17 protein-coding genes are annotated in these 23777 nt (G+C 40.7%); 9 read left to right on the top strand and 8 right to left on the bottom strand.

Translation table 11 applies throughout. The features are described from left to right. The first annotated feature begins 17 nt into the window (after nt 1–17). The 7 genes from ABEG20_RS17395 to ABEG20_RS17365 all read left to right on the top strand — a co-directional run bounded on the left by ABEG20_RS17395 (nt 18) and on the right by ABEG20_RS17365 (nt 9841). On the top strand, nt 18–1529 hold the full coding sequence (locus ABEG20_RS17395; RefSeq protein WP_406824519.1) for a tagaturonate reductase: 1512 nt from the start codon (nt 18–20) through the stop codon (nt 1527–1529). Nucleotide 1530: 1 nt separating this feature from the next. After that, entirely contained in the window at nt 1531–3177 is a 1647-nt protein-coding gene (locus tag ABEG20_RS17390; RefSeq protein ID WP_406824518.1) for a UxaA family hydrolase, read from the top strand. Nucleotides 3178–3397: 220 nt separating this feature from the next. After that, on the top strand, nt 3398–4798 hold the full coding sequence (gene uxaC / locus ABEG20_RS17385) for a glucuronate isomerase (RefSeq protein ID WP_406824517.1): 1401 nt from the start codon (nt 3398–3400) through the stop codon (nt 4796–4798). A 114-nt stretch (nt 4799–4912) separates the two neighbouring features. Beyond that, nucleotides 4913–5962, top strand: coding sequence for a PfkB family carbohydrate kinase (locus ABEG20_RS17380; RefSeq protein WP_406824516.1), 1050 nt, complete (start codon nt 4913–4915; stop codon nt 5960–5962). After that, the gene (locus ABEG20_RS17375) at nt 5959–6621 is read left to right on the top strand and encodes a bifunctional 4-hydroxy-2-oxoglutarate aldolase/2-dehydro-3-deoxy-phosphogluconate aldolase (protein WP_406824515.1); all 663 of its coding nucleotides are present in this window, start codon (nt 5959–5961) and stop codon (nt 6619–6621) included. Before ABEG20_RS17380 ends, ABEG20_RS17375 begins: the two co-directional genes overlap by 4 nt. Before the next feature lie 28 nt (nt 6622–6649). Beyond that, nucleotides 6650–8095 carry an MFS transporter gene (locus ABEG20_RS17370; protein ID WP_406824514.1) on the top strand — a complete coding sequence of 482 codons (1446 nt, stop codon included), beginning with the start codon at nt 6650–6652 and terminating at the stop codon, nt 8093–8095. A 120-nt stretch (nt 8096–8215) separates the two neighbouring features. Continuing rightward, entirely contained in the window at nt 8216–9841 is a 1626-nt protein-coding gene (locus tag ABEG20_RS17365) for an NADP-dependent glyceraldehyde-3-phosphate dehydrogenase (RefSeq protein WP_406824513.1), read from the top strand. Between the two features lie 411 nt (nt 9842–10252). Here the strand turns inward: ABEG20_RS17365 and ABEG20_RS17360 are convergent, their stop codons facing one another. The 5 genes from ABEG20_RS17360 to ABEG20_RS17340 form a co-directional block, all read right to left on the bottom strand. Further along, a complete protein-coding gene (locus ABEG20_RS17360) occupies nt 10253–10993 on the bottom strand; it encodes a rhamnogalacturonan acetylesterase (protein ID WP_406824512.1) in 741 nt (246 codons plus the stop codon). Between the two features lie 4 nt (nt 10994–10997). Then, the gene (locus tag ABEG20_RS17355) at nt 10998–12020 is read right to left on the bottom strand and encodes a pectinesterase family protein (RefSeq protein ID WP_406824511.1); all 1023 of its coding nucleotides are present in this window, start codon (nt 12018–12020) and stop codon (nt 10998–11000) included. 177 nt (nt 12021–12197) lie between these two features. Continuing rightward, nucleotides 12198–13763: a DUF4957 domain-containing protein gene (locus ABEG20_RS17350; protein ID WP_406824510.1), complete on the bottom strand. Its 1566-nt coding sequence runs from the start codon at nt 13761–13763 to the stop codon at nt 12198–12200. Nucleotides 13764–13773: 10 nt separating this feature from the next. Continuing rightward, nucleotides 13774–15570, bottom strand: a complete 1797-nt coding sequence (locus ABEG20_RS17345; protein ID WP_406824509.1) for a RagB/SusD family nutrient uptake outer membrane protein — start codon at nt 15568–15570, stop codon at nt 13774–13776. Nucleotides 15571–15592: 22 nt separating this feature from the next. Continuing rightward, nucleotides 15593–18775 (bottom strand): SusC/RagA family TonB-linked outer membrane protein, encoded by a 3183-nt coding sequence (locus ABEG20_RS17340; protein WP_406824508.1) that lies wholly within the window; start codon nt 18773–18775, stop codon nt 15593–15595. A 261-nt stretch (nt 18776–19036) separates the two neighbouring features. On the opposite strand from ABEG20_RS17340, the gene ABEG20_RS17335 reads away from it, so the two are divergent. Together ABEG20_RS17335 and ABEG20_RS17330 are read left to right on the top strand one after the other, a co-directional pair. Beyond that, nucleotides 19037–20047, top strand: a complete 1011-nt coding sequence (locus ABEG20_RS17335) for a LacI family DNA-binding transcriptional regulator (protein ID WP_406824507.1) — start codon at nt 19037–19039, stop codon at nt 20045–20047. A 223-nt stretch (nt 20048–20270) separates the two neighbouring features. Continuing rightward, nucleotides 20271–21455, top strand: a complete 1185-nt coding sequence (locus ABEG20_RS17330; protein WP_406824506.1) for a class I SAM-dependent rRNA methyltransferase — start codon at nt 20271–20273, stop codon at nt 21453–21455. A gap of 113 nt (nt 21456–21568) precedes the next feature. On the opposite strand, the gene ABEG20_RS17325 is transcribed toward ABEG20_RS17330, so the two are convergent. The 3 genes from ABEG20_RS17325 to ABEG20_RS17315 all read right to left on the bottom strand — a co-directional run bounded on the left by ABEG20_RS17325 (nt 21569) and on the right by ABEG20_RS17315 (nt 23734). Further along, nucleotides 21569–22003, bottom strand: coding sequence for a carboxymuconolactone decarboxylase family protein (locus ABEG20_RS17325; protein WP_406824505.1), 435 nt, complete (start codon nt 22001–22003; stop codon nt 21569–21571). Between the two features lie 280 nt (nt 22004–22283). Further along, nucleotides 22284–22853, bottom strand: a complete 570-nt coding sequence (locus ABEG20_RS17320; protein WP_406824504.1) for a Crp/Fnr family transcriptional regulator — start codon at nt 22851–22853, stop codon at nt 22284–22286. Nucleotides 22854–22960: 107 nt separating this feature from the next. Beyond that, nucleotides 22961–23734: a GLPGLI family protein gene (locus tag ABEG20_RS17315; RefSeq protein WP_406824503.1), complete on the bottom strand. Its 774-nt coding sequence runs from the start codon at nt 23732–23734 to the stop codon at nt 22961–22963. Between the last annotated feature and the right edge of the window lie 43 nt (nt 23735–23777).

Genomic DNA, 23777 nt, shown 5'->3' with positions numbered 1-23777 from the left:
ACGGAAATTGCAAGATTATGATTTTAAACAAAGAAAATTTAAAAAACATTAATAACGGCAAGGTTACAAAACCTACGGCCGAAATTTTAGCCTTGCCCGAAAAAGTAATCCAGTTTGGAACGGGCGTTTTACTGCGTGGTTTACCTGATTATTTTATTGATAAAGCCAACCAGAAAGGGATTTTCAACGGTCGCGTGATTGTTGTTAAATCTACTTCAAAAGGTGGTGCAGACGAATTTTCGAGACAGGATAATTTATATACGCTTTGTGTAAAAGGTATTGAAGATGGGGTAAGTATTGAAGAAAACTCCATCAATGCTTCAATAAGTCGGGTTCTGGCAGCTTCGCAAGATTGGGCAGAAATTTTAACAGCAGCACACCAGCCTGAAATGCAGGTCGTAATTTCGAATACCACTGAAGTTGGGATCGTAAAAAGTGAAGATAAAATCACCGATTATCCGCCACAATCTTACCCGGGTAAACTGCTTGCCTTTTTGCACGAACGTTATAAAGCCTTTAACGGATCTGAAGAAAGCGGAATGGTGATCGTTCCTACCGAACTCATCAGTGATAATGCCGATAAACTAAAAGAAATTTTGCTTGACCTGGCTATCCGGAATAAATTAGGATGGGATTTCGAAAACTGGTTAAAAACAGCCAATCATTTTTGCAAAACTTTGGTTGATAGAATTGTACCAGGCAAACTTCCGGAAGAAGCGCAAAGAGCCATTGAAAACGAACTGGGTTACGAAGATGAACTGATGATCATGGCCGAACCTTTCAGGCTTTGGGCAATCGAATCATCCAGCGAAAAAGTAACAAAGGTTTTATCTTTCGCAAAAGCAGATAAAGGCATTTTCATTGTTCCCTCCATTGATAAATTTAAAGAACTAAAACTCCGTTTACTTAATGGTACACATACGATAAGCTGCGGTTTGGCTATTTTGGCAGGCTTTAATACGGTAAAAGAGGCTATGGCGAATAAAGATTTCTCGGCTAATGTATTAAAATTGATGAAAGATGAAATTGCACCAGTTATAGTGAATGAAGATATTACCTACGACGAAGCGATTGCCTTTGCAGAAAGTGTAATCGACCGCTTTAGCAATCCATCTTTAGAACACCAATGGCAGGCCATTACCTTAAACTTCACTTCAAAAATGCAGATGCGCAACGTGCCGCTGATCAGGAGATATTATGCTTTAAAAAATGAAGTGCCTCAGCTTACTGCTTTGGGGGTAGCCGCTTATATTCTTTTCATGAATGTGAATAAAGATGGCGAAACTTACACCGCGAGCGCAAATGGAAAAACCTACCCTATACAAGATGAATTTGCGGAAGTGTTATACGGATATTGGAAAGACCCTGAAACTGTTGTAGATCATATCCTTGGCGACAAACGTCTTTGGGACAAAAATCTGAATGATTACCCTGGCTTTAACGCAGCCGTTAAATTTTACGTTGATTTATTACAGAATAAGGGTGCAAAAGAAACTTTAAGTAACTTGCATTCAGAAACAACAAATTAAAATGGTTACTCGAATTTTAAAAATCCATCCCAACGATAATGTATTGGTTGCCCTGCAAAACCTGGCAAAAGGCGAAACAGTTATCTACGATGGACAGGAATATATTTTACAGGATGACATTCCGGCCAAGCATAAATTTTTTATGCAGGATATGAATCCGGGCGATCACATCATGATGTATGGCGTGTTGGTAGGCAAAGCACAGCACTTTATCCTAAAAGGCGGTTTAATGGATACCGAAAATACCAAACATGCATCTGATCCTTTTGAATTCCGCCCGTACCATTACGAATGGCATGCGCCTGATGTGGCTAAGTTCGAGGGCAGAACCTTTAACGGTTACATCCGTAGCGATGGGCGCGTGGGTACTGCAAATTATTGGTTGTTTATACCGACCGTTTTCTGCGAAAACCGCAATCTGGATGTTATCCGCGAGGCTTTACACAACGAGCTGGGTTATGCAGTAACCGATAAATACAAATCTTACGCCCACCAACTGGTTGAGGCTTATAAAAACGGTGAAATTTTAGGTGAGGCTGATCCGGATGCTATCGGTTTGGCTAATCCATCCGCTAACCGGGTGTTTAAAAATGTAGATGGCATTAAATTTTTAAATCACCAGGGCGGTTGTGGTGGTACCCGTCAGGATGCTGCAGTGTTAAGCAAGTTACTCGCTGCCTATGCAGATCATCCTAACGTTGCTGGTGTAACCGTGTTGAGCTTAGGGTGCCAGAATTTGCAGGTACACGATTTTATGGAAGACCTGAAGCATCGTAACCCTAATTTCGATAAACCTTTGTTTGTTTTCGAACAACAACAATCGCAGAGTGAAGAACAATTGGTTAAAGAAGCCATCCATAAAACTTTTAACGGTTTAACTGAAATCAATAAAATTGAGCGCCAGCCGGCACCATTAAGTAAATTGGTATTGGGGGTTAAATGTGGCGGTAGCGATGGTTTTAGCGGAATCAGCGCCAACCCTGCTGTAGGTTACACTTCCGATTTATTGGTGGCGTTAGGTGGCACTGTGCTCCTTGCCGAGTTCCCTGAGCTTTGTGGTGCCGAACAACAGTTGATTGATCGCACTAAAGACGAAACTGCCGCACGTAAGTTTATCCAATTGATGACGGCCTATAACCAAGCTGCAGAAAATGTAGGTTCTGGATTTTTTATGAATCCATCACCGGGTAATATTAAAGATGGGTTAATTACGGATGCCATTAAAAGTACCGGAGCAGCCAAAAAAGGCGGAACATCGCCTGTAGAAGATGTGTTGGATTATACCGAACCAGCCACAAAACCCGGCTTAAACCTGGTTTGTACACCCGGAAACGATGTGGAGGCCACTACAGGAAAGGCTGCGTCAGGTGCAACTTTAATTTTGTTCACTACCGGTTTGGGAACACCAACAGGAAACCCGGTTTGCCCGACTATCAAAGTATCGACCAATAACGCTTTGACGAAACGCATGAGCGATATTATCGACATCAACTGTGGTCCGGTTATCGAGGGCGAAAAAACCATCGAACAAATGGGCGAAGATATCCTGGAATATTGCATTAAAGCGGCCAGTGGCGAGGTAATCCCTAAGGCAGTATTGCTTAACCAGGATGATTTTATCCCATGGAAACGGGGCGTTAGTCTGTAGTCCAGAGTTATTAGTCCCAAGTCTGAAGACCAGGGTCAGAGGTTTGTGCGGCTATCCTTACAATCGCCTTTGCTTGCAGTTGCCGTGGTCTGTGTCCTCACTGACCACAGATAGATAAATACAAATTGAGTTCCGGTCTGAAGACATAGGCCGAGCATAAATAAACATGAATAGATAAGTGTTTTGATCATCTCAGATCTCTTATCTCAAATTACATAGCATGAAATCTTTTTTAGACGAAAATTTTCTTTTGCAAAGCAAAACGGCTGAAAAGCTGTATCACCATTTTGCAAAATCACTGCCCATTATTGATTATCATAATCACCTTATTCCAGAGCAAATTGCCAATAATACGCAATTTGCCAATATCAGCAAGGTTTGGCTTGCCGGCGATCATTACAAATGGAGAGCCATGCGCGCCAATGGTGTTGATGAAAAATACATTACCGGAGTAGGATCTGATTACGAGAAATTTGAAAAATGGGCCGAAACCGTTCCTTATACCTTACGTAATCCGCTATACCACTGGACACATTTGGAACTTCAACGTTATTTCGGCATAAATGATTTGCTTTCGGGCAAAACGGCCCGGAAAATTTACGATGAATGTGCTGCTAAACTGCAAACGCCTGAGTATTCCGTACGTGGTTTGTTAGCTAAAATGAATGTAGAATCGGTTTGTACCACAGACGATCCTTTAGATAGCCTGAACTTTCATCAGCAACTGGCCAGAGAAGGGGCAAACCTTAAAATGTTGCCCGCTTTCCGTCCCGATAAGGCCATGAACAGCGATGACGTTGAAGGCTTAAATGAATATATTGACAAACTGGAAGGTGTAACCGATAAAACCATCAGCAGTTTTCAGGATTATATTGATGCTTTAAAAAGCCGCCACGATTACTTTGCAGCAAATGGCTGTTCAGTTTCTGATCATGGTTTAGAACAGATTTATGCTGAAGATTATACTGAAGCCGAAATAGCATTAATTTTTGATAAAATCCGTGGTAAGCAAAACATTTCCTATGATGAAAACCTGAAGTTTAAATCGGCTATGCTGGTATATTTTGCAGAATGGCATCATGAAAAGGGCTGGGTACAGCAATACCATCTTGGTGCTTTGCGTAACAACAATGCCCGCATGTTAAGGCAATTGGGGCCTGATACCGGCTGGGATTCAATAGGTGATTTTAGCCAGGCCCGCATGCTTTCTAAATTTTTAAACCGATTGGATAACCAGGATAAACTGGCTAAAACTATTATTTATAATCTTAACCCGGCCGATAATGAATTAATTGCCACCATGATCGGTAATTTTAACGACGGCTCCGTTGCAGGTAAAGTACAGTTTGGTTCGGCCTGGTGGTTTTTAGATCAGAAGGATGGGATGATCAAACAGTTAAATGCCTTATCAAACATGGGGCTTTTAAGCCGCATGGTAGGGATGCTTACCGATTCGCGCAGTTTCCTTTCTTTCCCACGTCACGAATATTTCAGAAGGATTGTTTGCAACCTGTTTGGAGAAGATATGGAGAACGGCGAATTGCCTAATGATTTGGAATGGGTGGGCAAAATTGTGCAGGATATTTCGTATTTTAACGCAAAAAACTACTTTAAATTTTAACTAAAATCAGGTTTAGGGAGGGTATTTTATTGGAATCAAATCATTTCAATCGTTTTCCTTTCCTTTTCATTCGGTTGCCGAAAACAGGATGAAATACGCCGATCACATATAAAAATGAGCACCCCAATATTCGCTTCATCAGAAAAAGGAAAAAAAGTTTTAAGCTTTGGAGAAATACTTCTGCGCATCTGTCCGGATATGGACGGACAATGGTTAAAAGAAAATAAACTGCCGTTTTATATAGGTGGGGCCGAGCTTAATGTAGCCACTGCCTTGGCCTTGTGGAATGTACCTTCAACCTACCTTTCGGCGGTGCCCGATAATTCCGTTACCCGTGAAATTGTAGAATACCTTAATGTACGCAATATTGATACTGGGCCTATGGTTTACCATGGTGAACGCCTGGGTTTATACTATTTGCCTAAAGGGAAAGACCTTAAAAATGCAGGTGTAATTTACGATCGGGCCAATTCAGCCTATGCCGGTTTAAAAGTTGGACAGATTAACTGGGACGAAGTTTTTGATGATGTGGCCTGGTTCCATTTCAGTGCCATATGCCCAGCCATTAATCAAAATATTGCTGACGTTTGTCTGGAAGCATTAAAAGCGGCGAGTGCAAAAAATATTACCATTTCGCTTGATTTAAACTATCGTGCAAAGCTTTGGAAGTACGGAAAGGAACCGATTGATATTTTGCCTGAACTGGCTCAATATTGTACCCTGATTATGGGAAACGTTTGGGCAGCCAACAAAATGTTGGGCACGGCGCTTCACGAAGATTTAACACCAACAGAGGGTTATGCAAAGGAAACGTTACTGCAACAGGCAACTGATACTTCTAAAGAAATATTAAGTTTGTTTCCGGCATGTAAAGCGGTTGCCAATACTTTCAGGTTCGACCATGGAAAGGGCATACGGTATTATACCGCCATTTATACAGACAACGAATTAACGGTTTCTGAAGAATATGTTTCTGAAGAAATTTTGGATAAAGTAGGTAGTGGAGATTGTTTTATGGCTGGCCTGATTTATGGCTTTTACAACCAGTTATCGGCCAAAGAAATGTTAAATTTTGCCACAGCTGCCGCATACGATAAATTATACATTCCAAGTGATGCTACAATCAGTACTGTAGGCGATATAGAAAAAAGAATAATACGATGATTAGCAACAAGCACAAAATTTTAGATGCCATTTTAGAGCAGGGCATGTTACCGCTATTTTATCAGGATAGCGAACCGGGTAGTGTAGAAATATTACGCACTTTGTATAAAGCCGGGGTTCGGGTTTTTGAATATACCAATCGCGGTAAATCGGCCTTGTCAAACTTTAAAAAGTTAAAAGAAATCCGTGATGCAGAAATGCCAGATCTTTATCTGGGGATAGGAACCATTAAAACGCCTGCTGATGCCAACGCTTTTATCGAAGCTGGAACTGATTTTATCGTGGCACCGATCGTAAATCCGGCGGTAGCCGAAATTGCAAACAAAATAGGCATGCTTTGGGTACCTGGTTGTATGACACCAACCGAAATCAGCGTGGCACAAGAACACAAAGCCATGTTGATCAAAATTTTTCCGGCAAATATTTTAGGCCCTGAATTTATTTCATCAATTAAAGATCTTTTCGCCGGACAGCTGTTTATGCCAACAGGTGGTGTAGAAATTAATGCCGAAAATTTAAAAACCTGGTTTAAAGCCGGGGTTTGTGCTGTTGGTATGGGCAGCAAATTAATTAGTAAGGATGTGATGAACAAAGGGCTTTACGAGGAGCTTTACAACAATACACAGCTGGCACTTGAACTTATCAAGCAAAGTAAATAAACCCAACCCCTAACCACCTACAACCGAAATGAGCCAACCAAAAATCAGCAATTACAGATGGACCATATGTGCACTGTTATTTGTTGCAACAACCATTAACTACTTAGATAGACAGGTACTGTCTCTTACCTGGAAAGACTATTTTGTTCCCGAATTTCATTGGACAGACAGCGATTACGGAACCATTACAGCATTGTTTTCTCTTTTTTATGCCGGGTCAATGTTGGTTGCAGGACGGTTTGTTGATTGGATGGACACTAAAAAAGGTTTCCTTTGGGCAATTGGAATTTGGTCGGTAGGTGCTTGTATCCATGCTTTTTGCGGCATTGCTACTTCAGGTATCATTACCGGTTCATGGGCAATGAGCTTTGCTGGCGCAAAACAGGCACTATCTACTGTTGGCAATACTACATTAATTCTGTCCACCAGTCTTTCGCTGTTTATTTTTGCCCGTTTTGTACTGGCCCTTGGCGAAGCAGGAAACTTTCCGGCAGCCATTAAAGCTACAGCCGAGTATTTTCCTAAAAAAGACCGTGCATTTGCCACTAGTATTTTTAATGCAGGTGCAACCGTTGGTGCTTTGGCCGCCCCTGTTACCATTCCGTACATTGCCGATGCTTATGGCTGGGAAATGTCGTTCATTATCATCGGGGCTTTAGGTTTTATCTGGATGTTATTCTGGATTTTACTTTATGGCAAGCCAGAAAAGCACTCGCGTGTAAATAAAGAAGAATTAGCCTATATCCAACAAGATATAGTTGTACACGAGCAAATTAGCGAAACGGTTACCGCAGCATCGCCTGTAAAAAAATTATCATTTGCAGATTGCCTTAAGTTTAAACAAACCTGGGCCTTTGCTTTTGGTAAATTTATGACCGACGGGGTTTGGTGGTTTTATCTTTTTTGGTCGCCAGCTTACCTGAAAGATATTTATAAAATGAGCGGTACCGAGAGTGCTTTTCCATTATTTATTTTATATGTAATCACCTTATTGTCGATTATTGGGGGCTGGTTGCCATCTTATTTCATCGGCAAGAAAAACATGAATCCTTACGATGGCAGGATGAAATCCATGTTGATTTTTGCCTTTTTTCCACTGTTAGCCTTATTGGCCCAACCCTTAGGTCACTATACCTACTGGTTGCCGGTAATTATTATTGGTATTGCAGGTGCCGCGCACCAGGCCTGGTCGGCGAATATATTCACCACTGTGAGTGATATGTTCCCTCGTCAGGCCATTGCTACTGTAACCGGAATTGGCGGTATGGCCGGAGGCGTGGGATCATTTTTTATCAACAAAGGTTCTGGTGTGCTGTTTACCTATGCCGGCGATAAGCAAATGACTTTTATGGGTTTTCAGGGTAAAGAAGCCGGTTATTTTATCGTTTTCTCTTTCTGTGCGGTGGCTTACCTGATTGGCTGGATGGTAATGAAGACACTTGTTCCAAAATATAAAGTAATAGAAGTTAAATAGTTCAATCCATTAAAGATTTAGGCAATATTATTGTGCCTGGATCTTTGACAATTTTTTAAAACATAAATCTATACTTAAACTATAGATTTAACATTAATTTAACCCTAAGAACAAATAAAATTGAGTACAACGCTAAACCTCGAAAGTATTTTCGTTGAAGAGAGCCAGATTCCAGATGAATTTAGGCTCAAGGAAGAAATCAATCAAAAGGAGTTTCTTTCTAATGGAGAAATGAAAGCATGGAATGGACCATTTAATGAAGTGTTTTCTCCGGTGTGCGTAAAAACCCCTGAGGGCTTGAAACGCAAGCGTATTGGTAGTTTCCCGGTTTGTACAGAGAAGGAGTCGACAGAGGCATTAGATGCAGCCGTAGCGGCTTACGACAATGGCCGCGGACAGTGGCCAACGATGAGTGTTGCCGATCGCATCAGCTGTGTAGAAAACTTTACGCATAAAATGATTGAGCAAAAAGAAATTGTTGCCAAACTGATTATGTGGGAGATTGGAAAATCGTATGCGGATTCGGTTAAAGAATTCGACCGTACGGTTGAATACATCTATGCCACCATTGATGCGTTGAAAGATATCGACAGGCAGTCATCCCGTTTTGAAATCGAGCAGGGAATTGTGGCCCAGGTACGTCGTTCTCCGCTAGGTGTAGTACTTTGTATGGGACCCTTCAATTATCCGCTAAACGAAACCTTTACTACGCTTATCCCGGCTTTGATTATGGGCAATACCCTTTTATTCAAACCACCTAAGCACGGTACTTTATTGCACTATCCTTTACTAGAGGCTTTCCGTTCAAGTTTTCCTAAAGGTGTGGTGAATACCATTTATGGCCGTGGCAATACGATTGTTCCGGGCCTTATGAAATCTGGTAAAATTAATGTGCTTACCTTAATTGGTTCAAGTAAAGTGGCCAACGAACTGAAAAAGCTGCATCCTAAAGTAAACCGTTTGAGGGCGATTTTAGGTTTGGATGCCAAAAATGCGGCCATCATTACCAAAGATGCAAATCTTGATCTGGCAGTTTCTGAAACGGTACTGGGCTCGCTTTCTTTTAACGGACAGCGTTGTACTGCCATAAAAATCGTCTACGTGCACCGCAGTTTGGCGCAGGAATTTTTAAAGCGTTTATCTGCAGAAGTAGAAAAACTGAAATTTGGTATGCCCTGGGAAAAAGGAGTAAACCTTACCCCGCTCCCTGAGCTGAACAAACCTGAATACTTAAAGGAATGTATTGATGATGCCGTTTCACATGGGGCAAAAGTGATCAATAAAAATGGTGGACAAACGTTAGAAACTTTTGTTTACCCGGCTATTGTTTATCCGGTAAACGGAAATATGAAACTTTACCGTGAAGAGCAGTTTGGTCCGATCGTGCCTGTGGTGCCTTTTGATGATCTGGAAGAGCCTATTGAATATTTAATTGATTCGCCGCACGGCCAGCAGGTCAGTATTTTCAGTAACAATGCTGCGGTAATTTCTTCATTGATCGATCCTTTGGTTAATCAGGTAAGTCGGGTAAACATCAATTGCCAGTGCCAACGCGGACCGGACGCTTTCCCTTTCACCGGCCGTAAAGACAGTGCTGAAGGTACACTTTCAGTGGTAGATGCCTTGCGTTCATTCTCGATCCGCTCTTTGGTGGCCACTAAATTTACAGATGATAATAAAAAGTTATTAAATGAAATTGTGAGAGGAGATGACTCAAACTTTTTAAGTACAAAGTATATTTTTTAACGAACTGGTTTATAATTACCAAGCCGCAAAAACATGGATGTTCATCTGTGTATTTGTGGCTTTTTTATTTCCGCATGCTGTCATTCTGAACGCAGTGAAGAATCCTCAAACGATGAAAGGCAGAACCCGGATCAACTTATTTATTAAGAAGATATTAATCTTGATGCACTCGATCGTTTAAAAAAGAGATCCTTCAATAGCGTTTAGGATGACAATTAATGAAATTATACGCCTAACGCTGTGTACTCAGTGAATTTCTCGGTGCACTCGGTGGTAAAAAAGATCCTTCAATAGCGTTTAGGATGACAATTAATGAAATTATACGCCTAACGCTGTGTACTCAGTGAATTTCTCGGTGCACTCGGTGGTAAAAAAGATCCTTCACTAGCGTTCAGGATGACAAAGTATATTTTATTTCAAACTCTTCGCTAAACTCAACTTCAACTCCTTAATCCCTTTCACAACCAATCCTGCAACCTGTTTAGCGCCCTCTGGACTTAAATGCGTATCATCTTTTTTGCCCATTGGATAATTTACATTTCCCGAATCAACATAATTGAATAATTTGATGGATGGTTTATCTCCCAGGCGGGTTAGTAAACTTTGGGTTTTTGCCAGCATATCAATTAATGGAACCTGAAGTGAGTCTGCCACCTGACGGGTAATGCGTGGATAATCGCCATGTGAATCTACTAACACGCCATTTTTGAAACTTCTGCGGGAGATGGGGGTGAGTAAAACCGGCAAAGCTTTTTTGCTTCTGGTTTCTATAACGTAGTTAATCAAGTTCATTTTGAAATCGGCCAGCGAAACGCCAACGGCTGGTTTATCAACTTTCTCATCGTTATGTCCAAATTCGATAAAAACATAATCACCAGGATTTAATTGTGCTAATATCGGGTCCCAGCGTTTTTCGGCCCTGAACGATTTGGTACTCCTGCCGTTCATTGCCCGGTTATCAACCGCAATATCGGTTTTAAAGTAAGATTGAAGTGGCATTCCCCAGCCTGTTTCAGGGTATGCCTTTTCTTCTTTATTGGCGGCAGTAGAATCGCCTATGATGTACAGCTTAGTTTTCTTTTGTACCGGGGCAAAAGAGCATAAAATGGCTAAAACTCCAGCCGTAAAAATCTTAAGGGAATTTGGTCTCATTTTATTAATTTTTGATTGGATTCCATTGATCTGTTCCTCCCAGGATATGTTCTAAGGTATAGCTTTTTGCCTCTTTATCGGTGAGTTGTTTTGCCCAGTGCAACCTGGTTTTAGGCGAAGCACCATTCCCGTTGTTTTTATATTCTGCATAAAAAACAGTCAATTCCTTATCTGGAAACATCTTGTCGCCTTTCCAGGCATTCCAGCCTTCGGGCAAAATATGTTTACCCAGATCGCATTTAATGAATACCGTTTTTGCATAAGGTCTCCATGGTCTGCCCAAATAAACTTTTGTTACCAATGCATCTGCAACGAGCTTACAATTTATAAAAACAAATCCAAATTTTTGTTGTGCTGAAGTGGAGGCTGCCGTAATGTAAGAATCGCTTAAACTTTTGATGGTACAACTTTGAAAGACTGCTGTGGCCTTGCCGAAAATAAAATCGGTTGTGCCTTCTATATAACAACCCTGAAAATACTGACGGCTATTTTCACCTGCAGCATAAAGCGTATCCTGGTTACCTAAAAACCTGCAGTTTGTTGCTATAAAGCGATCACCCTCTACGTGCAGCGCAACAGCCTGTCCAACTCTTCCAGATGAATTGATAATGGTTAAATTTTCAAGGTGGGTATCATTCCCCTGAACTAATGTGGTAAAAGAGGTATATGTACTAAAGTTCATATTGCCAAACTGGTCCTTATCATTTGGATTTGGCTTTCCCGAATAATCGTTGAAGGTAATAATGGTATTTTCGGCACTTTCGCCAATCAAAGCAATTTTGGTTTTCCATGATGGGATAATCAGCTTTTCTTTGTAAATGCCATTTTTAATATAAATTTTAACTTCATGTTCCCCTAAATCGCGAACTGAATTTATGGCTTCCTGTATGGTTTTATAATTTGCACTTCCCTCCTGAGCAACGGTTATAGTTGATGGATATTTGGGATCCTGAGCGTAAACGCTTGAACAAGCGCTGACGTAAAGCAGCAAGGCAGCAGCGATGTGGAGTAATGTTGACTTCGTCATTGGATTGAAAATTCTTAACGCTAAATTTCAACAAAAAAGAGGCTGTGTCATAAATAAATTGTCATCCTGAGCTTGTCGAAGGACCTATTGAAATGTTTTTAAGGCGTTTCGACAGGCTCAACGTGACAAATTAGTGGTGAAATTACAACATGATACAGCCTCTTTTAAAGAAGGTTATTAGTTTCTCCACCTCGGGTCGCCAATTCCGTTTGTTTTTAAATCCTGCTGACTGATGGTAAAATTACCTGTAGACGGTGATGTAAAACCAGGATTAAGCGTTGTAAATGTTCCGGCATCGTATTTAGCGCCGGCAGTTGCACTGCCCGAAATAAAAGTTGGGGCAGCGAAGTAGTTGTTAGCTGTAAAATTGGCCGCTACAATGTTCGTAGAAAGCTGATTGGTTAAAATACCACCAGAGTTGGCTACTATATTTTTCGAGAAGTAAATCTCATGTTTGGCTAGTCGAACGTAAAACAACCTGTTGGAAGCACCATTGCTCACTCCATTTAAGGTATTGGTAACAACATTAATAATGGATGTTATGCTAGGGAAATTGGTTGAGCCTGCCGGGTCCATCCTGATAAAATCTCTGGCCAAAACAGAGGCATAAACGGTATTGTTGGTGAAATTTAATGTTTTGGTCAAACCCGATCTAAAATCGATAAAGTCTCCACCATTACATTCGATATTGTTAATAATATTTCCCTTAAAAGTTACCGACTCGATAAGTGCCTTTAAATTTACATAGAAAAGCCCTTTGGTATAGTTTCTAACAACTGAATTTTCCAGCACGAAATTGCCGTAAGCATTATCAGATGCTTCATCGTAGATAAAAGTTTGATTCCCGTTTAACGATCCGGTACCATCCAATATTACATCTTTCACAGTTAAACCTGCATTGGCCTTTAATCTCAGAACCATGCCATTAATAATCGGTCTGTCAGTTGGTTTTGTTCCCCTGATGGTAATTGATTTTGATGCCATAACATCTGCGTTTACGGTATAAGTTCCTGGTGCAAGTCCAAAAACAGTCCCGGCAGTGGCATTTGCAATCAGGGCCGCCAGGTTATCTGATGGGCTTACCAGTGTTGCGCCTGTAAAATTATAAAGTGTGGTAAAAGTTGCCGTTCCCCTAACTTTTGTACCAGCCAGTAATTTTGCCGAGTAATCCGTTTCTCCGGTTAAGCCTGTTATGGTTGCTTCTCCAGCGGCAATCTCTGCTGCGGTAACCGTATGCGTAATATTTCCCGGTGTTATGGTAATTGTTGTTGCTGTTTCGCCAGGGGTCCAGTTCAACACAACGGAACTAGCGGTTAGTTTGGTTTGGTTTACCGTTTGAAAAATCTGCTCGGATTCTGTTTTTGCAGAAGTGCTAACCCATTTGGAATCTGCAACACCTTGTGCAACACCCTTTACCCTGATTGAATATTGCGTGTCACCTATTAATCCAGTTACGGTATAAGGTAATTGAGCCGCGGTAATGCTGGCAATTGATTTTACCGGAATACCTGTAAAATCGGCATTATCATATACCTCAACAGTATACGATGTGGCGTTTGGCACAGCATTCCATGTTAATTTAACACCAGTTTTATTGACTATGGTTGCCGTTAAACCCGGACTAGAAAAAACCCTGTTTACCTCAAGTTTGGTAATTTCTTCTAAGTTATCTTTTTTACATGCCGATAAACAAACTGTCGCCATGAGTAAGAAGGTGTATGTATATCTGTTAATCTTTTTCATAACCTCTGCTTTATAAGTTTAAGGGCTTATTGTTTAACATTCCGTTAGATGAATCTAAAAATACCTGCCATATTGGCCAATACTGCTGCAAGTTGGGGTCTTTTGTATAGAGAGCATTCCAGTAAGAAACAGTTTCTCCGGTTGTAACCATGGTCCAGGCTTTATTTGAAGTGTATCCTAAGGCAAGGCCCTGCGCATCGGTATCTCCAAATTTTAACCCATAAATTTCTACCGTTTCGCCATTAGTTGCTGTCCGGTAATAAATTTTGGCAGGTAGGGCGGCATATTTACCCTGTCTGTTTTCTAATTGCTGTAATTTGGTTTTGGCTTCAGCCAGTTTTGTGCCCAGTAAATTCCAGCGGATCAGATCACTTTTCCGGAGCATCTCTCCTGTAAATTCCAGTGCTCTTTCATTTACAATAGCATCAAAAAATGCAGTTTTGGACGCTGTTGCCGTAGCCATAAAAGCCGAAACTTTAGCAGGTGCTGTAGGAAAGGCCCTATCTCTGATCATTTTTAAATATGGCGCAGCTGCTGCCGGTCCATCAAGATCGTTAATGGCTTCTGCTGCCATGAGCACAACATCAGCATAACGCATGTACATCCAGTTCAATCCATCATCATTGGTTGCAGTTACCCTTCTTTTCATCCACTCGTAACGGTATTTACCAAAATATAAACGACCAAGTGAGGAAGGAACCTGTATGGCACCTTTTGTTCCGTCACCACCGTCCCACTCATAAGGCACTACGGTCACATCTCTACGCACATCATCATTATCGTATTCATATAGCATAATTGGATTCGGTCCGTCTGTTCCACCTTTATTCTGGCCGGTATACTGGTCTGTTTTAATGTGTCTTACGCCCAGATCAAAAATTACGCGGCCCCGGCCATCGCTAAATGGAATTTCCCACATTGACTCTAAACCGGCCACACCTGCTTCCTCGTTCAGTTTTCTAAAAACTTCTTCAAATCCAAGGAGCCTTAATTTGCCACTGTTGATAATCTCAAGGCACTCTTTTTTAGCAATGGCATACATTTTATCGTGTGATAATTCCGGATCAGCACTTAATTTTACTGTTCCATCCAGTCGCTGTGCATAACCACCTGCGGCCAAGGCCAAACGCGCCCTTAAGCCTTTTGCAAAAGCTTTATTTACCCGCTCCACTTTCGCAGTTGCGGTGTTCTCGCCAGGCCACGGCAGGTAGCCTGCAGCCTCATTTAAATCAGCCAGTAATTGTTTGTAAATTACATCGCGATCGCTTCTGGGCAGATAAGCTGTTGCAGTAGTAATAGGCTCAAAACGTGCCGGCACATCACCCCAGCCTTTGATAAGATCGTTGTATAAAACAGCCCTTAATGTTAAAATTTCACCCAGGATCTGCGCCATCGCAGGGTTACTGGTTATATTACCATAGGTTCTGATTCCCCTTATGGCCAGATTGGCCCTTTCAATACCCTCATAAAATTTAGCCCATGCATTATCGGTAGTATTCATTTGGCTATTGTTCACATTACAGTTGTAATTAGAGAGTTTGGCTTTGTCATCATCAACCGATTTTAAAGTATTGTATACTTCTGTATCATTGTTAAGCCCGTAGAACACTAAAAAACGACCCCTGTATGAATTGGTTTCTCCGAATGATTGAAGTACGCCCGCTATCGAGCCTTCAGCTAAACTTGGAGTAGAGAAGATTACAGACTCATCCAATGAAGATTTTGTTGGTGCATCTAAGGTTTTTTTACAGCTACTCACCAATGTTATTCCTGCAATTACAAATAACGTATATATAACTTTTTTCATTTTCTTGAAATTGAATGGTCTTCTAAAAATTAACGTTTAGTCCGAATAGGTAAGATTTACTTCTTGGGTAAGCAGAGTAATCAACGCCTGGTGTAAGTGGTGTATTCCGTCTGGTCGAAACTTCCGGGTCGAAACCGGTATAATTCGTCCATAACCACACGTTGTAAGCAGAAGCATAAAACCTTAATTTTTTCATTTTTAACTTGCGCGATATTTTTTCGGGCAGGGTATAACCTAGTGTAAGGGTTGATAACCTTAAAAATGAACCATCTTCCACAGCCCAATCACTTAGCACAAAAGTTTTGGTATATGGCGACCATAAGGTGGTATTTGCATTCATAGCGGATAATTCTGCAGGATCGTTACTGATCGTTCCGTCTGCCCTTAAATTTGTCCAGCGCTGTCCGCTTTCCATTACTGAAATCATGTTTCTTGAAGCATATTTGCTGGTAGAGGTGTACTCGATTTTATTAGCGTTATACACATCGTTACCGTAACTCCAGTTAAAGAATGCACCAATATCAAAGTTGTATATTCTCGAATTGAGCGAGAAACCGCCGGTGTTTAAAGGGTTGGTATTACCGATGATCGATCGGTCAGATAAATCAATTTTTCCATCTCCTGAAATGTCTTCAATTTTCATCGTGCCCGGGCGTACAGTTCCTACAAATGAAGATGCGTCAACTATGCCTGGTTTTAATGTCCATTTACCACTTGTGGCATTATAACCTGTAAAATCAGAAACTTCGTATCTGCCGGCACTTTTATATCCGTAAATACGGCCAATGGAAGCACTTTCTTCTACCAAATAATCTACACCGATTTCTGTTGATGCCCATCCCGAAGTACCGTTTATATTTTTAATTGAACCTAAAGAAATAACCTTGTTGCGGTTAAAGCTGATATTTGCATTGAGGGTTAGGTCGAAATTCTTTTCCTTTACTGCATTCCAGTTTAAAGAAAATTCCAAACCTTTATTCTGAGTTTGGCCGAGGTTACGGTACTGTGCATCATAGCCGGTACCCCCAACCGGGAATAAGATCAGGAGGTCTTTTGTTTTATTTAAGTAGGCATCGATTGTACCCGTAACTTTGCCGTTAAATAAAGCAAAATCCAGACCGATGTTCCTGGTAATGGTGGTTTCCCACTTTAAATCGGGGTTTGCCATGATTTTAGATGCCGCCCAGTAATTGTTGAAACCGTTTATCCAGGTGGTGGTAGAATTTTGGAATGATTGGGTAATTTGTCCCGGAGGGATATTGTTGTTACCTGCGGCACCATAACTTCCCCTTAATTTTAAATCCGTCAACCAGGCTTTTGTATCTTTCATGAAGTCTTCCTGAGAGATTCTCCATCCGGCAGAAACCGACGGAAAATAGCCCCAGTGATTTTCGGCGGAAAATTTAGAGGAACCATCGGCCCTGAATGTTGCACTCAACAGGTATTTGCCTTTGTAATCATAATTGGCTCTACCAAAAAACGAGAACAATTTATCATCTGGCAAAAAGTTATTATCTATTATGGAAGCTTTCCCTTGCGTGGTTAATACCCTGGTTTGCTCGAATCCAAATGTTTTTGGAAAGCCATGCACTTCAGTAGTTAAGGTGTTCTGCTCTGTTTTGATAAATTCCTGTCCTAATAACACATTAAGGTTGTGGCTTTTGCTCAGGATCTTATTGAAGTTGTAATTAAGTGTATTCGTATTCCTGAAACTATTTCTAGTGGTGTTCATGGAGTTGAGTGTTGGCAGGTTGGGATAATCGGCCAGGTTTTTTACATAGTAAGTTGTAATACCGTAAAAGCGATCCTGATCATTCCTAAGTCCATCGTAACCCACCTCAGAACGAAGTTTTAAATTATCGATGATTTCGTAAGTTGCTGCTCCGTTAATATTATAGGTTTTACGGTGCGCATACTGGTCGTTATCCGAAATGGCTACCAACGGGTTGTACAAGTTAAATTCGTCATTCGTATCTGTTGATGCGGTTAGCCCCGGTACCGGAAACGATGGGTACAAGATGGCATACTTCAGTCGCGAATCTGCAGATGATTTTTCGTTTTGCTCGTTGGTTCCGCCACCATTTGTTTTGGTATCTGCATAGCGAAACCCAAAATCTAATGTCAGTGCATCGTATAGCTTATGATTTAACTTGAAATTAATATTTTGCCGTTTAAAATCAGACATTTGCATAATGGCTTTATCGGTTACAAAGCTATGGCTCAGGCTATATTTGGTTTTGTCGCTTCCACCTGTAATGCTTAAATTCTGGTTAAAGGTTGTTCCGGTACGTCCGAATACCAGGTCCTGCCAATTATTTTCAGCAATATTATCATATAAATCTATGTCCTGGTAATTCCCAAAATACTGCGTGTAATCTGTTAAAGAACCATCTAATAATGCACGTTCATATTGCCAGTGTACATAATCCGAAGCGGATAACACATCAAGTTTTTTAGCTAATTTTCTTATTCCCCCGAAAACATTATAGGCAATATTGGTTTTTCCGTCTTTACTGTTTTTGGTGGTAACCAATATTACGCCATTAGCCCCTCTTGAGCCGTAAATAGCTGTTGATGATGCATCTTTTAACACATCAATGGATTCGATATCCTGCGGGGCAATATCAGCTATTGAAGTTACCGGAAAACCATCAACGATATACAGCGGCGAGTTATCACCCGTGATAGAACCACCTCCTCTTACCCTGACATTAATTTGTGCATCTGGCGAACCTTCTGATGATGAAATATTAATACCGGCTACACGGCCTTGTATCGCTTCGAGGGCAGAAGAAACAGGAGCAGCGGCAATTACATCAGCACCTACCGATGATACTGCCCCGGTGAGGTCTTTCTTGCGTACAGTTCCATAACCCACATTTACGGTAACTTCTTGCAAAGTGTTGGAATCTTCCTCTAAAATTACATCTGTTTTAGATTGGCTGCCAACAGAAACGGTGCGGGTCTTATAACCGATGTAGGTAAATACCAAAACGGCATCTTTAGCAGGTACCATTATTTTGTAAACACCATTGGCATCTGTGCTGGCTCCTATCTTCGAATCTTTAACGGTTACACTAACACCAACTAAGGCCTGTCCTGTGGTTTTATCCTTTACCGTTCCGGTAACCTGCCTGGTTTGTGCATGTGTTACAGAAGATCCGAAAAAAGAGAAAAATGCTAAAAAGAGTAGAACTCTGCTCATAAATTATTTATTTTGAAGTGATTTGGTTATTTAAGCTGTTGCAATCGCTTGCATATAGAATATAATTCTATTTCGAGATGTTATAGTTGATTTATATTTGGTTACATTAGGTTAACAATTTTACAAACTAAAAAGCAATTGAAATCAGATTTAACTAAAAAAGTGTGCAAACGTTCCCAAAAACGTTATATTAACGTTTATTAATATGGTATGTAAATCCACCTTAAGAGATATTTTTTGTAACTTGTACGCAATACGAACATGAGATTTGAAACATCTACCATTAAGGATATTGCTAAAGCACTCGGACTGTCAACTTCAACAGTTTCCCGGGCATTAAGAGACCGTTACGAAATCAGTGAAGAGACCAAAAAACTGGTTTTGGCCTATGCCGAAAAGGTTAATTACCGCGCCAATCCTATTGCCCGCAGTTTAAAAGAACGCCGGAGTTATTCTATCGGCATTATTGTGAGCGAAATTGCCAACAACTTTTTTTCTCAGGTGATTAATGGCATCGAATCAATCGCTTACGATAAAGATTATCATGTGATTATTTCCCAAAGCCACGAATCATACAAGCAGGAAAAACTAAACGTAGAGCACCTGGCATCACGTTCTATTGATGGTTTGCTGATCGCGCTATCGTCAGAAACGCAGGATATTGATTATTTAAGACAACTGTATGCCAAAGGCTTACCCATTGTATTTTTTGATCGTGTACCCGGAGATTTTGAAACGCATAAAGTAATTGCCAATAACTTTAAGGGCGCTTTTGATGCCACAGAACACCTGATCCTGTCAGGAAAAAGAACCATTGCCCATTTAACGAATTCCGAAAACCTCTCCATAACGAAAGAAAGGTTGGCAGGTTATAAAGCCGCTTTAGCTAAATATCATATCGAATTTAGACCCGAACTGGTGAAATATTGCCAGCATGGAGGGATGCATAGCGCAGAATTGGAGCAAGCGGTGAAAGAACTTTTGCCGCTTAAGCCTGATGGGATTTTTATATCAAGCGACCGCTTAACCACAGGCTGTATTATGGCGTTAAAGAAAACCAATCCCGAGGTAGCCCACAAACTCGCCATTGCAGGTTTTACCAATTCCAATCTGGTCGAATTGTTTTCACCATCCCTGACCTCGGTTAAACAACCGGCATTTGAAATGGGACAGGTAGCCACCGAATTGTTAATTTCGATGATCGAGGCTAAAAGGCCTGTTACCGAGTTCGAAACCAGGGTGCTGGATACGGAACTGGTGAAGAGGCGCTGAGCGATAAGCGGTTAGCGTGTGTTGCAAGGCGTTGAGTGCCTGACGCTAAGCTTGTGGTGGTTAGCGTTTAACGCTACATTCAAATCAGTACTCCGATTTAACAGACATTCTGATTATGCGCATCGTATGAAACGCTTATCGCTAAGCGCCGAACGCTACATCATAAATCTTACATCCTCCATATTACATTTAACATTATCCCTCTTTTAATTACCTTTGCAGCATGGTAGAAATTACATTAAAAAAGGGCAAAGAAAAAGCGGTACTACAAAGGCACCCCTGGGTATTTTCCGGAGCATTGGAAAAAGTTAAGGGAAAACCTGAAGATGGTGATGTGGTAAAAGTTTTTGCTTTCGATCATGAATTTCTGGCCTATGGATATTTCAACAGCAATTCGCGTGTTGCGGTCCGTTTGTTAGAATGGGATGAAGCGCAAACGATTGATTATCAATGGTATCAAAACCGCTTAAAACAGGCCATTGCCTCACGACATTTTATTTTAAATGAAGAAACCAATACCTGTCGTCTGGTTTTTAGTGAAGCTGATTTTCTGCCCGGTTTAATCGTTGATCAATATGCCGATTTCCTTTCGTTACAGATTTTAAGTTCCGGAATAGAGAAGGTAAAAGCAGAAATCGTAGAAATTTTAAAAACTGAATTAAATCCGACAGGAATATTCGATAAAAGTGATGCCACCGCACGTACCCACGAGGGTTTGCCCATTGAAAATGGATTGCTGTGGGGAGAGAATCCACCAGAATTTTTGGAGGTAAAAGAAAATGGGATTATATATCATATCAATATTGCAGAAGGGCAAAAATCAGGTTTTTACTGCGACCAGCGTGATAACAGGCTCATTTTAGCGAGTTATACAAAAGGTAAAAAAGTTTTAGACTGCTTTAGCTATAGTGGCGGTTTTAGCTTAAACAGCCTGGCGAACGGCGCTGCAGGGATTACCAGCGTAGATAGCTCAGGTTTAGCAATTGAAACCCTGAAGCAAAACGTTGCGCTAAACCAGTTTGATGGCGATAAAGTGACCGCCATCCAGTCGGATGTGAATAAACAGCTCAGGGCTTTTAAAGAAGCTGGCGAACTGTTTGATGTGATTGTGCTTGATCCACCTAAATATGCCCCATCGCGATCAGCATTAGATCGTGCGGCCAGGGCTTATAAAGATTTGAACCGTTTAGGCATGCTGTTGCTGGAAAAAGGAGGTCTTTTGGCAACTTTCTCTTGCTCTGGCGCCGTTGATATCGAAACCTTTAAACAGATTATTGCCTGGGCCGCGCTTGATGCCGGCAAGGAAGTACAGATTATTAAACAATTCTGCCAACCGGAAGATCATCCGGTAAGGATTTCTTTTCCTGAAGGAGAATATTTAAAGGGATTGTTATTAAGGGTGCTGTAAATTTGGCCCTTTAGTGTTCAACTTTAAATCACAAAGACACAAAGTACCAGGTTATTTTAATCATTAACCAGGTGTTATCGTGTTCTTTGTGATAAACTGAAAGAGGAATCTAATTATCCAACCATCACTTTAGCGGTAACGGCTAACCTGTTCCAGGCATTTATGGTCACTATGGCCATGATAATTTGCGCTAATTCCTGCTCATTAAAAAAGCTGGCCGCTTTTTGATAGGTTGCATCAGAAACATGGTTACTGATTAAGGTCACTTCCTCTGTTAAAGCTAAAACAGCTTCTTCTTGCGGTGTGAACAGGTTAGTTTCACGCCAGGCATTTAATAAATACAAACGTTGTTCGGTTTCGCCTATCTTACGGGCATCAGTTGCGTGCATATTTAAACAAAATGCACAGCCGTTAATTTGCGAGGCACGCATTTTAATCAATTCTAAAAGAATTGGATCCAGTTTGCTCGTTGATAAATATTTCTCTAAACCATACATGGCCTGGTAAGCTGCTGGTTCTGCTTTTGGGATATCAATTCTGCTTTCCATTTTATTTGTTTTTTGATTACGATGTAAAGTTCCTGATTCCGTTTCCGAAAAAACTTAATCTAGTTTAAGAAATAAATTTTCTCACCGCAAAGGCCGCCAAGTTTTGCGCGGAGTTACGCAAAGAGATATACCTTCAATCCTCCAGCACTACTACATTTATAAATTAACCACAGAGGAAAAAGAAGTTTTCACGGAGTGGAAACTGAGTGAATTTGTATTGCACCCAACAGAGTGTACTTGGTGTCATACTCCGTGTGCTTCGTGGTTAAAAAAGAGTAAATCACTTCTTTGCCCTGATCTTACTTAAAAATTCTGGTGTAAAGCCAAGATAAGAAGCCAGCATATACTGGGGTACCCGTTGTACAAACTCTGGAAATAAGTGATTAAAATTGCGGTATCTTTCTTCTGCTGTTTGGCTATAGAGGAATTTTATCCTTCTTTGCGATGCCTGATGATTTTTTTGAAGGATTAATCTAAAATACCGTTCCAGCTTGGGCAGTTTATGGAACATTTCATCATAATGATGATGTCCGATAGCGATGACTTCGGTGGCTTCAGCCGCCTGGATATAAAATTCAGATTGCTCTTGGAAGAGAAAGCTCGTGAGATCGGTAATCCACCAGTTTTCTATAGCAAATTGAGTGGTCTGTTCGGCACCTTTTATATCGATAAAATAAAGCCTCAGGCAGCCTTTCACTACAAAATAATTTGCCCTGCAGGTTTGCCCCTGTTCTAATAAAAAAGCTTTCTTTTTAAGAGAAAAATACTGAAGAAAAGACGTTAGAATTTGCTGCTCATCTTTATTCAGATCTATAAATTTATTAATGTGCTGATGAAGTGCGCTATTCATGGCTGGTTATTAACAATGCGAAAATAATGATAACCATCAGGATTCAGCTCAATTAAATTGAGGATAAGGTTTACAGGATAAGCAAGATCCTGTAAATGTTTAACGGCTTACATATCTGCAGCTTTTAAAATATCGCTCGCATAGTTGCCCCAATCTTTTAATGCCCCTTTTAAAATATCGCTTAACTGTTTTTTATTGACAGGTTTTCCTTTAGTGGGTGCTTTAAGTCTGGCATCAGCTATTTCTACATCTTTTACTGCAGTAGCAAACCAGGTAATATGCTCGCGGGGCAATGCCACACCCAATATCATGCCAGGCAACCCGTTAAAAGTTTCTGGTCCTCCTGATATCGGAATGCTTTCTGCATAAAATGCTACTACGTAGATCGAATCCATAATCAAAGCATTTGCCCTCCGGCAATCGTAACCAGCTATGGTTCTGAATTCGTCGGTTATTTTCCAGTTTATCTTCCGGATAGAATCTTTAACGAGGTAAGTTTCCTCGTAAACTGATTTTTGATTAATGCTTGTGCCCGTTTTTAAATTTGTTAAAATAATATTGTTCTGTTTAGCAGAAGCAAAATTACCCGCCCAGTTGTTAGCATTGCTTTCATCCGCTAATGGAGTAAAGCATGTTTGTTCATTTTTAAAAACAAGCTCACTTTTTAAAGTTTTAAACTGCGGATTATTTTTTTGGTACTGTTCCAGCGCCTGGGCGCTCCAAAAATTATCAGGGTAACGTTTTACCTGATCTTTAAGCAAAGCATATATATTGACTTTCTTTTCAAATTCAATAATACCCTGGTGTACAAACCTGGCATTTTGTGCCATTGCATAATTAATCGTACAGATTAGCAGGAGTACGGCGTATTTTAGTTTCATTTATAAGTTTTTAAAATATCTTTTATATACTATTTCTAATAGC

It is taken from the genome of Pedobacter sp. KACC 23697, from assembly GCF_045348445.1.
Classification (GTDB): domain Bacteria; phylum Bacteroidota; class Bacteroidia; order Sphingobacteriales; family Sphingobacteriaceae; genus Pedobacter.
Note: the sequence above shows the minus strand (reverse complement) of the source record. Positions and strands in the feature narration are given on the sequence as shown.

Coding starts and splice junctions, on each gene's coding strand:
- ABEG20_RS17395 (WP_406824519.1), top strand. CDS start 18: ATGATTTTAAACAAAGAAAATTTAAAAAACATTAATAACGGCAAGGTT.
- ABEG20_RS17390 (WP_406824518.1), top strand. CDS start 1,531: ATGGTTACTCGAATTTTAAAAATCCATCCCAACGATAATGTATTGGTT.
- uxaC (WP_406824517.1), top strand. CDS start 3,398: ATGAAATCTTTTTTAGACGAAAATTTTCTTTTGCAAAGCAAAACGGCT.
- ABEG20_RS17380 (WP_406824516.1), top strand. CDS start 4,913: ATGAGCACCCCAATATTCGCTTCATCAGAAAAAGGAAAAAAAGTTTTA.
- ABEG20_RS17375 (WP_406824515.1), top strand. CDS start 5,959: ATGATTAGCAACAAGCACAAAATTTTAGATGCCATTTTAGAGCAGGGC.
- ABEG20_RS17370 (WP_406824514.1), top strand. CDS start 6,650: ATGAGCCAACCAAAAATCAGCAATTACAGATGGACCATATGTGCACTG.
- ABEG20_RS17360 (WP_406824512.1), bottom strand. CDS start 10,993: ATGAGACCAAATTCCCTTAAGATTTTTACGGCTGGAGTTTTAGCCATT.
- ABEG20_RS17355 (WP_406824511.1), bottom strand. CDS start 12,020: ATGACGAAGTCAACATTACTCCACATCGCTGCTGCCTTGCTGCTTTAC.
- ABEG20_RS17350 (WP_406824510.1), bottom strand. CDS start 13,763: ATGAAAAAGATTAACAGATATACATACACCTTCTTACTCATGGCGACA.
- ABEG20_RS17345 (WP_406824509.1), bottom strand. CDS start 15,570: ATGAAAAAAGTTATATATACGTTATTTGTAATTGCAGGAATAACATTG.
- ABEG20_RS17340 (WP_406824508.1), bottom strand. CDS start 18,775: ATGAGCAGAGTTCTACTCTTTTTAGCATTTTTCTCTTTTTTCGGATCT.
- ABEG20_RS17335 (WP_406824507.1), top strand. CDS start 19,037: ATGAGATTTGAAACATCTACCATTAAGGATATTGCTAAAGCACTCGGA.
- ABEG20_RS17330 (WP_406824506.1), top strand. CDS start 20,271: ATGGTAGAAATTACATTAAAAAAGGGCAAAGAAAAAGCGGTACTACAA.
- ABEG20_RS17325 (WP_406824505.1), bottom strand. CDS start 22,003: ATGGAAAGCAGAATTGATATCCCAAAAGCAGAACCAGCAGCTTACCAG.
- ABEG20_RS17320 (WP_406824504.1), bottom strand. CDS start 22,853: ATGAATAGCGCACTTCATCAGCACATTAATAAATTTATAGATCTGAAT.
- ABEG20_RS17315 (WP_406824503.1), bottom strand. CDS start 23,734: ATGAAACTAAAATACGCCGTACTCCTGCTAATCTGTACGATTAATTAT.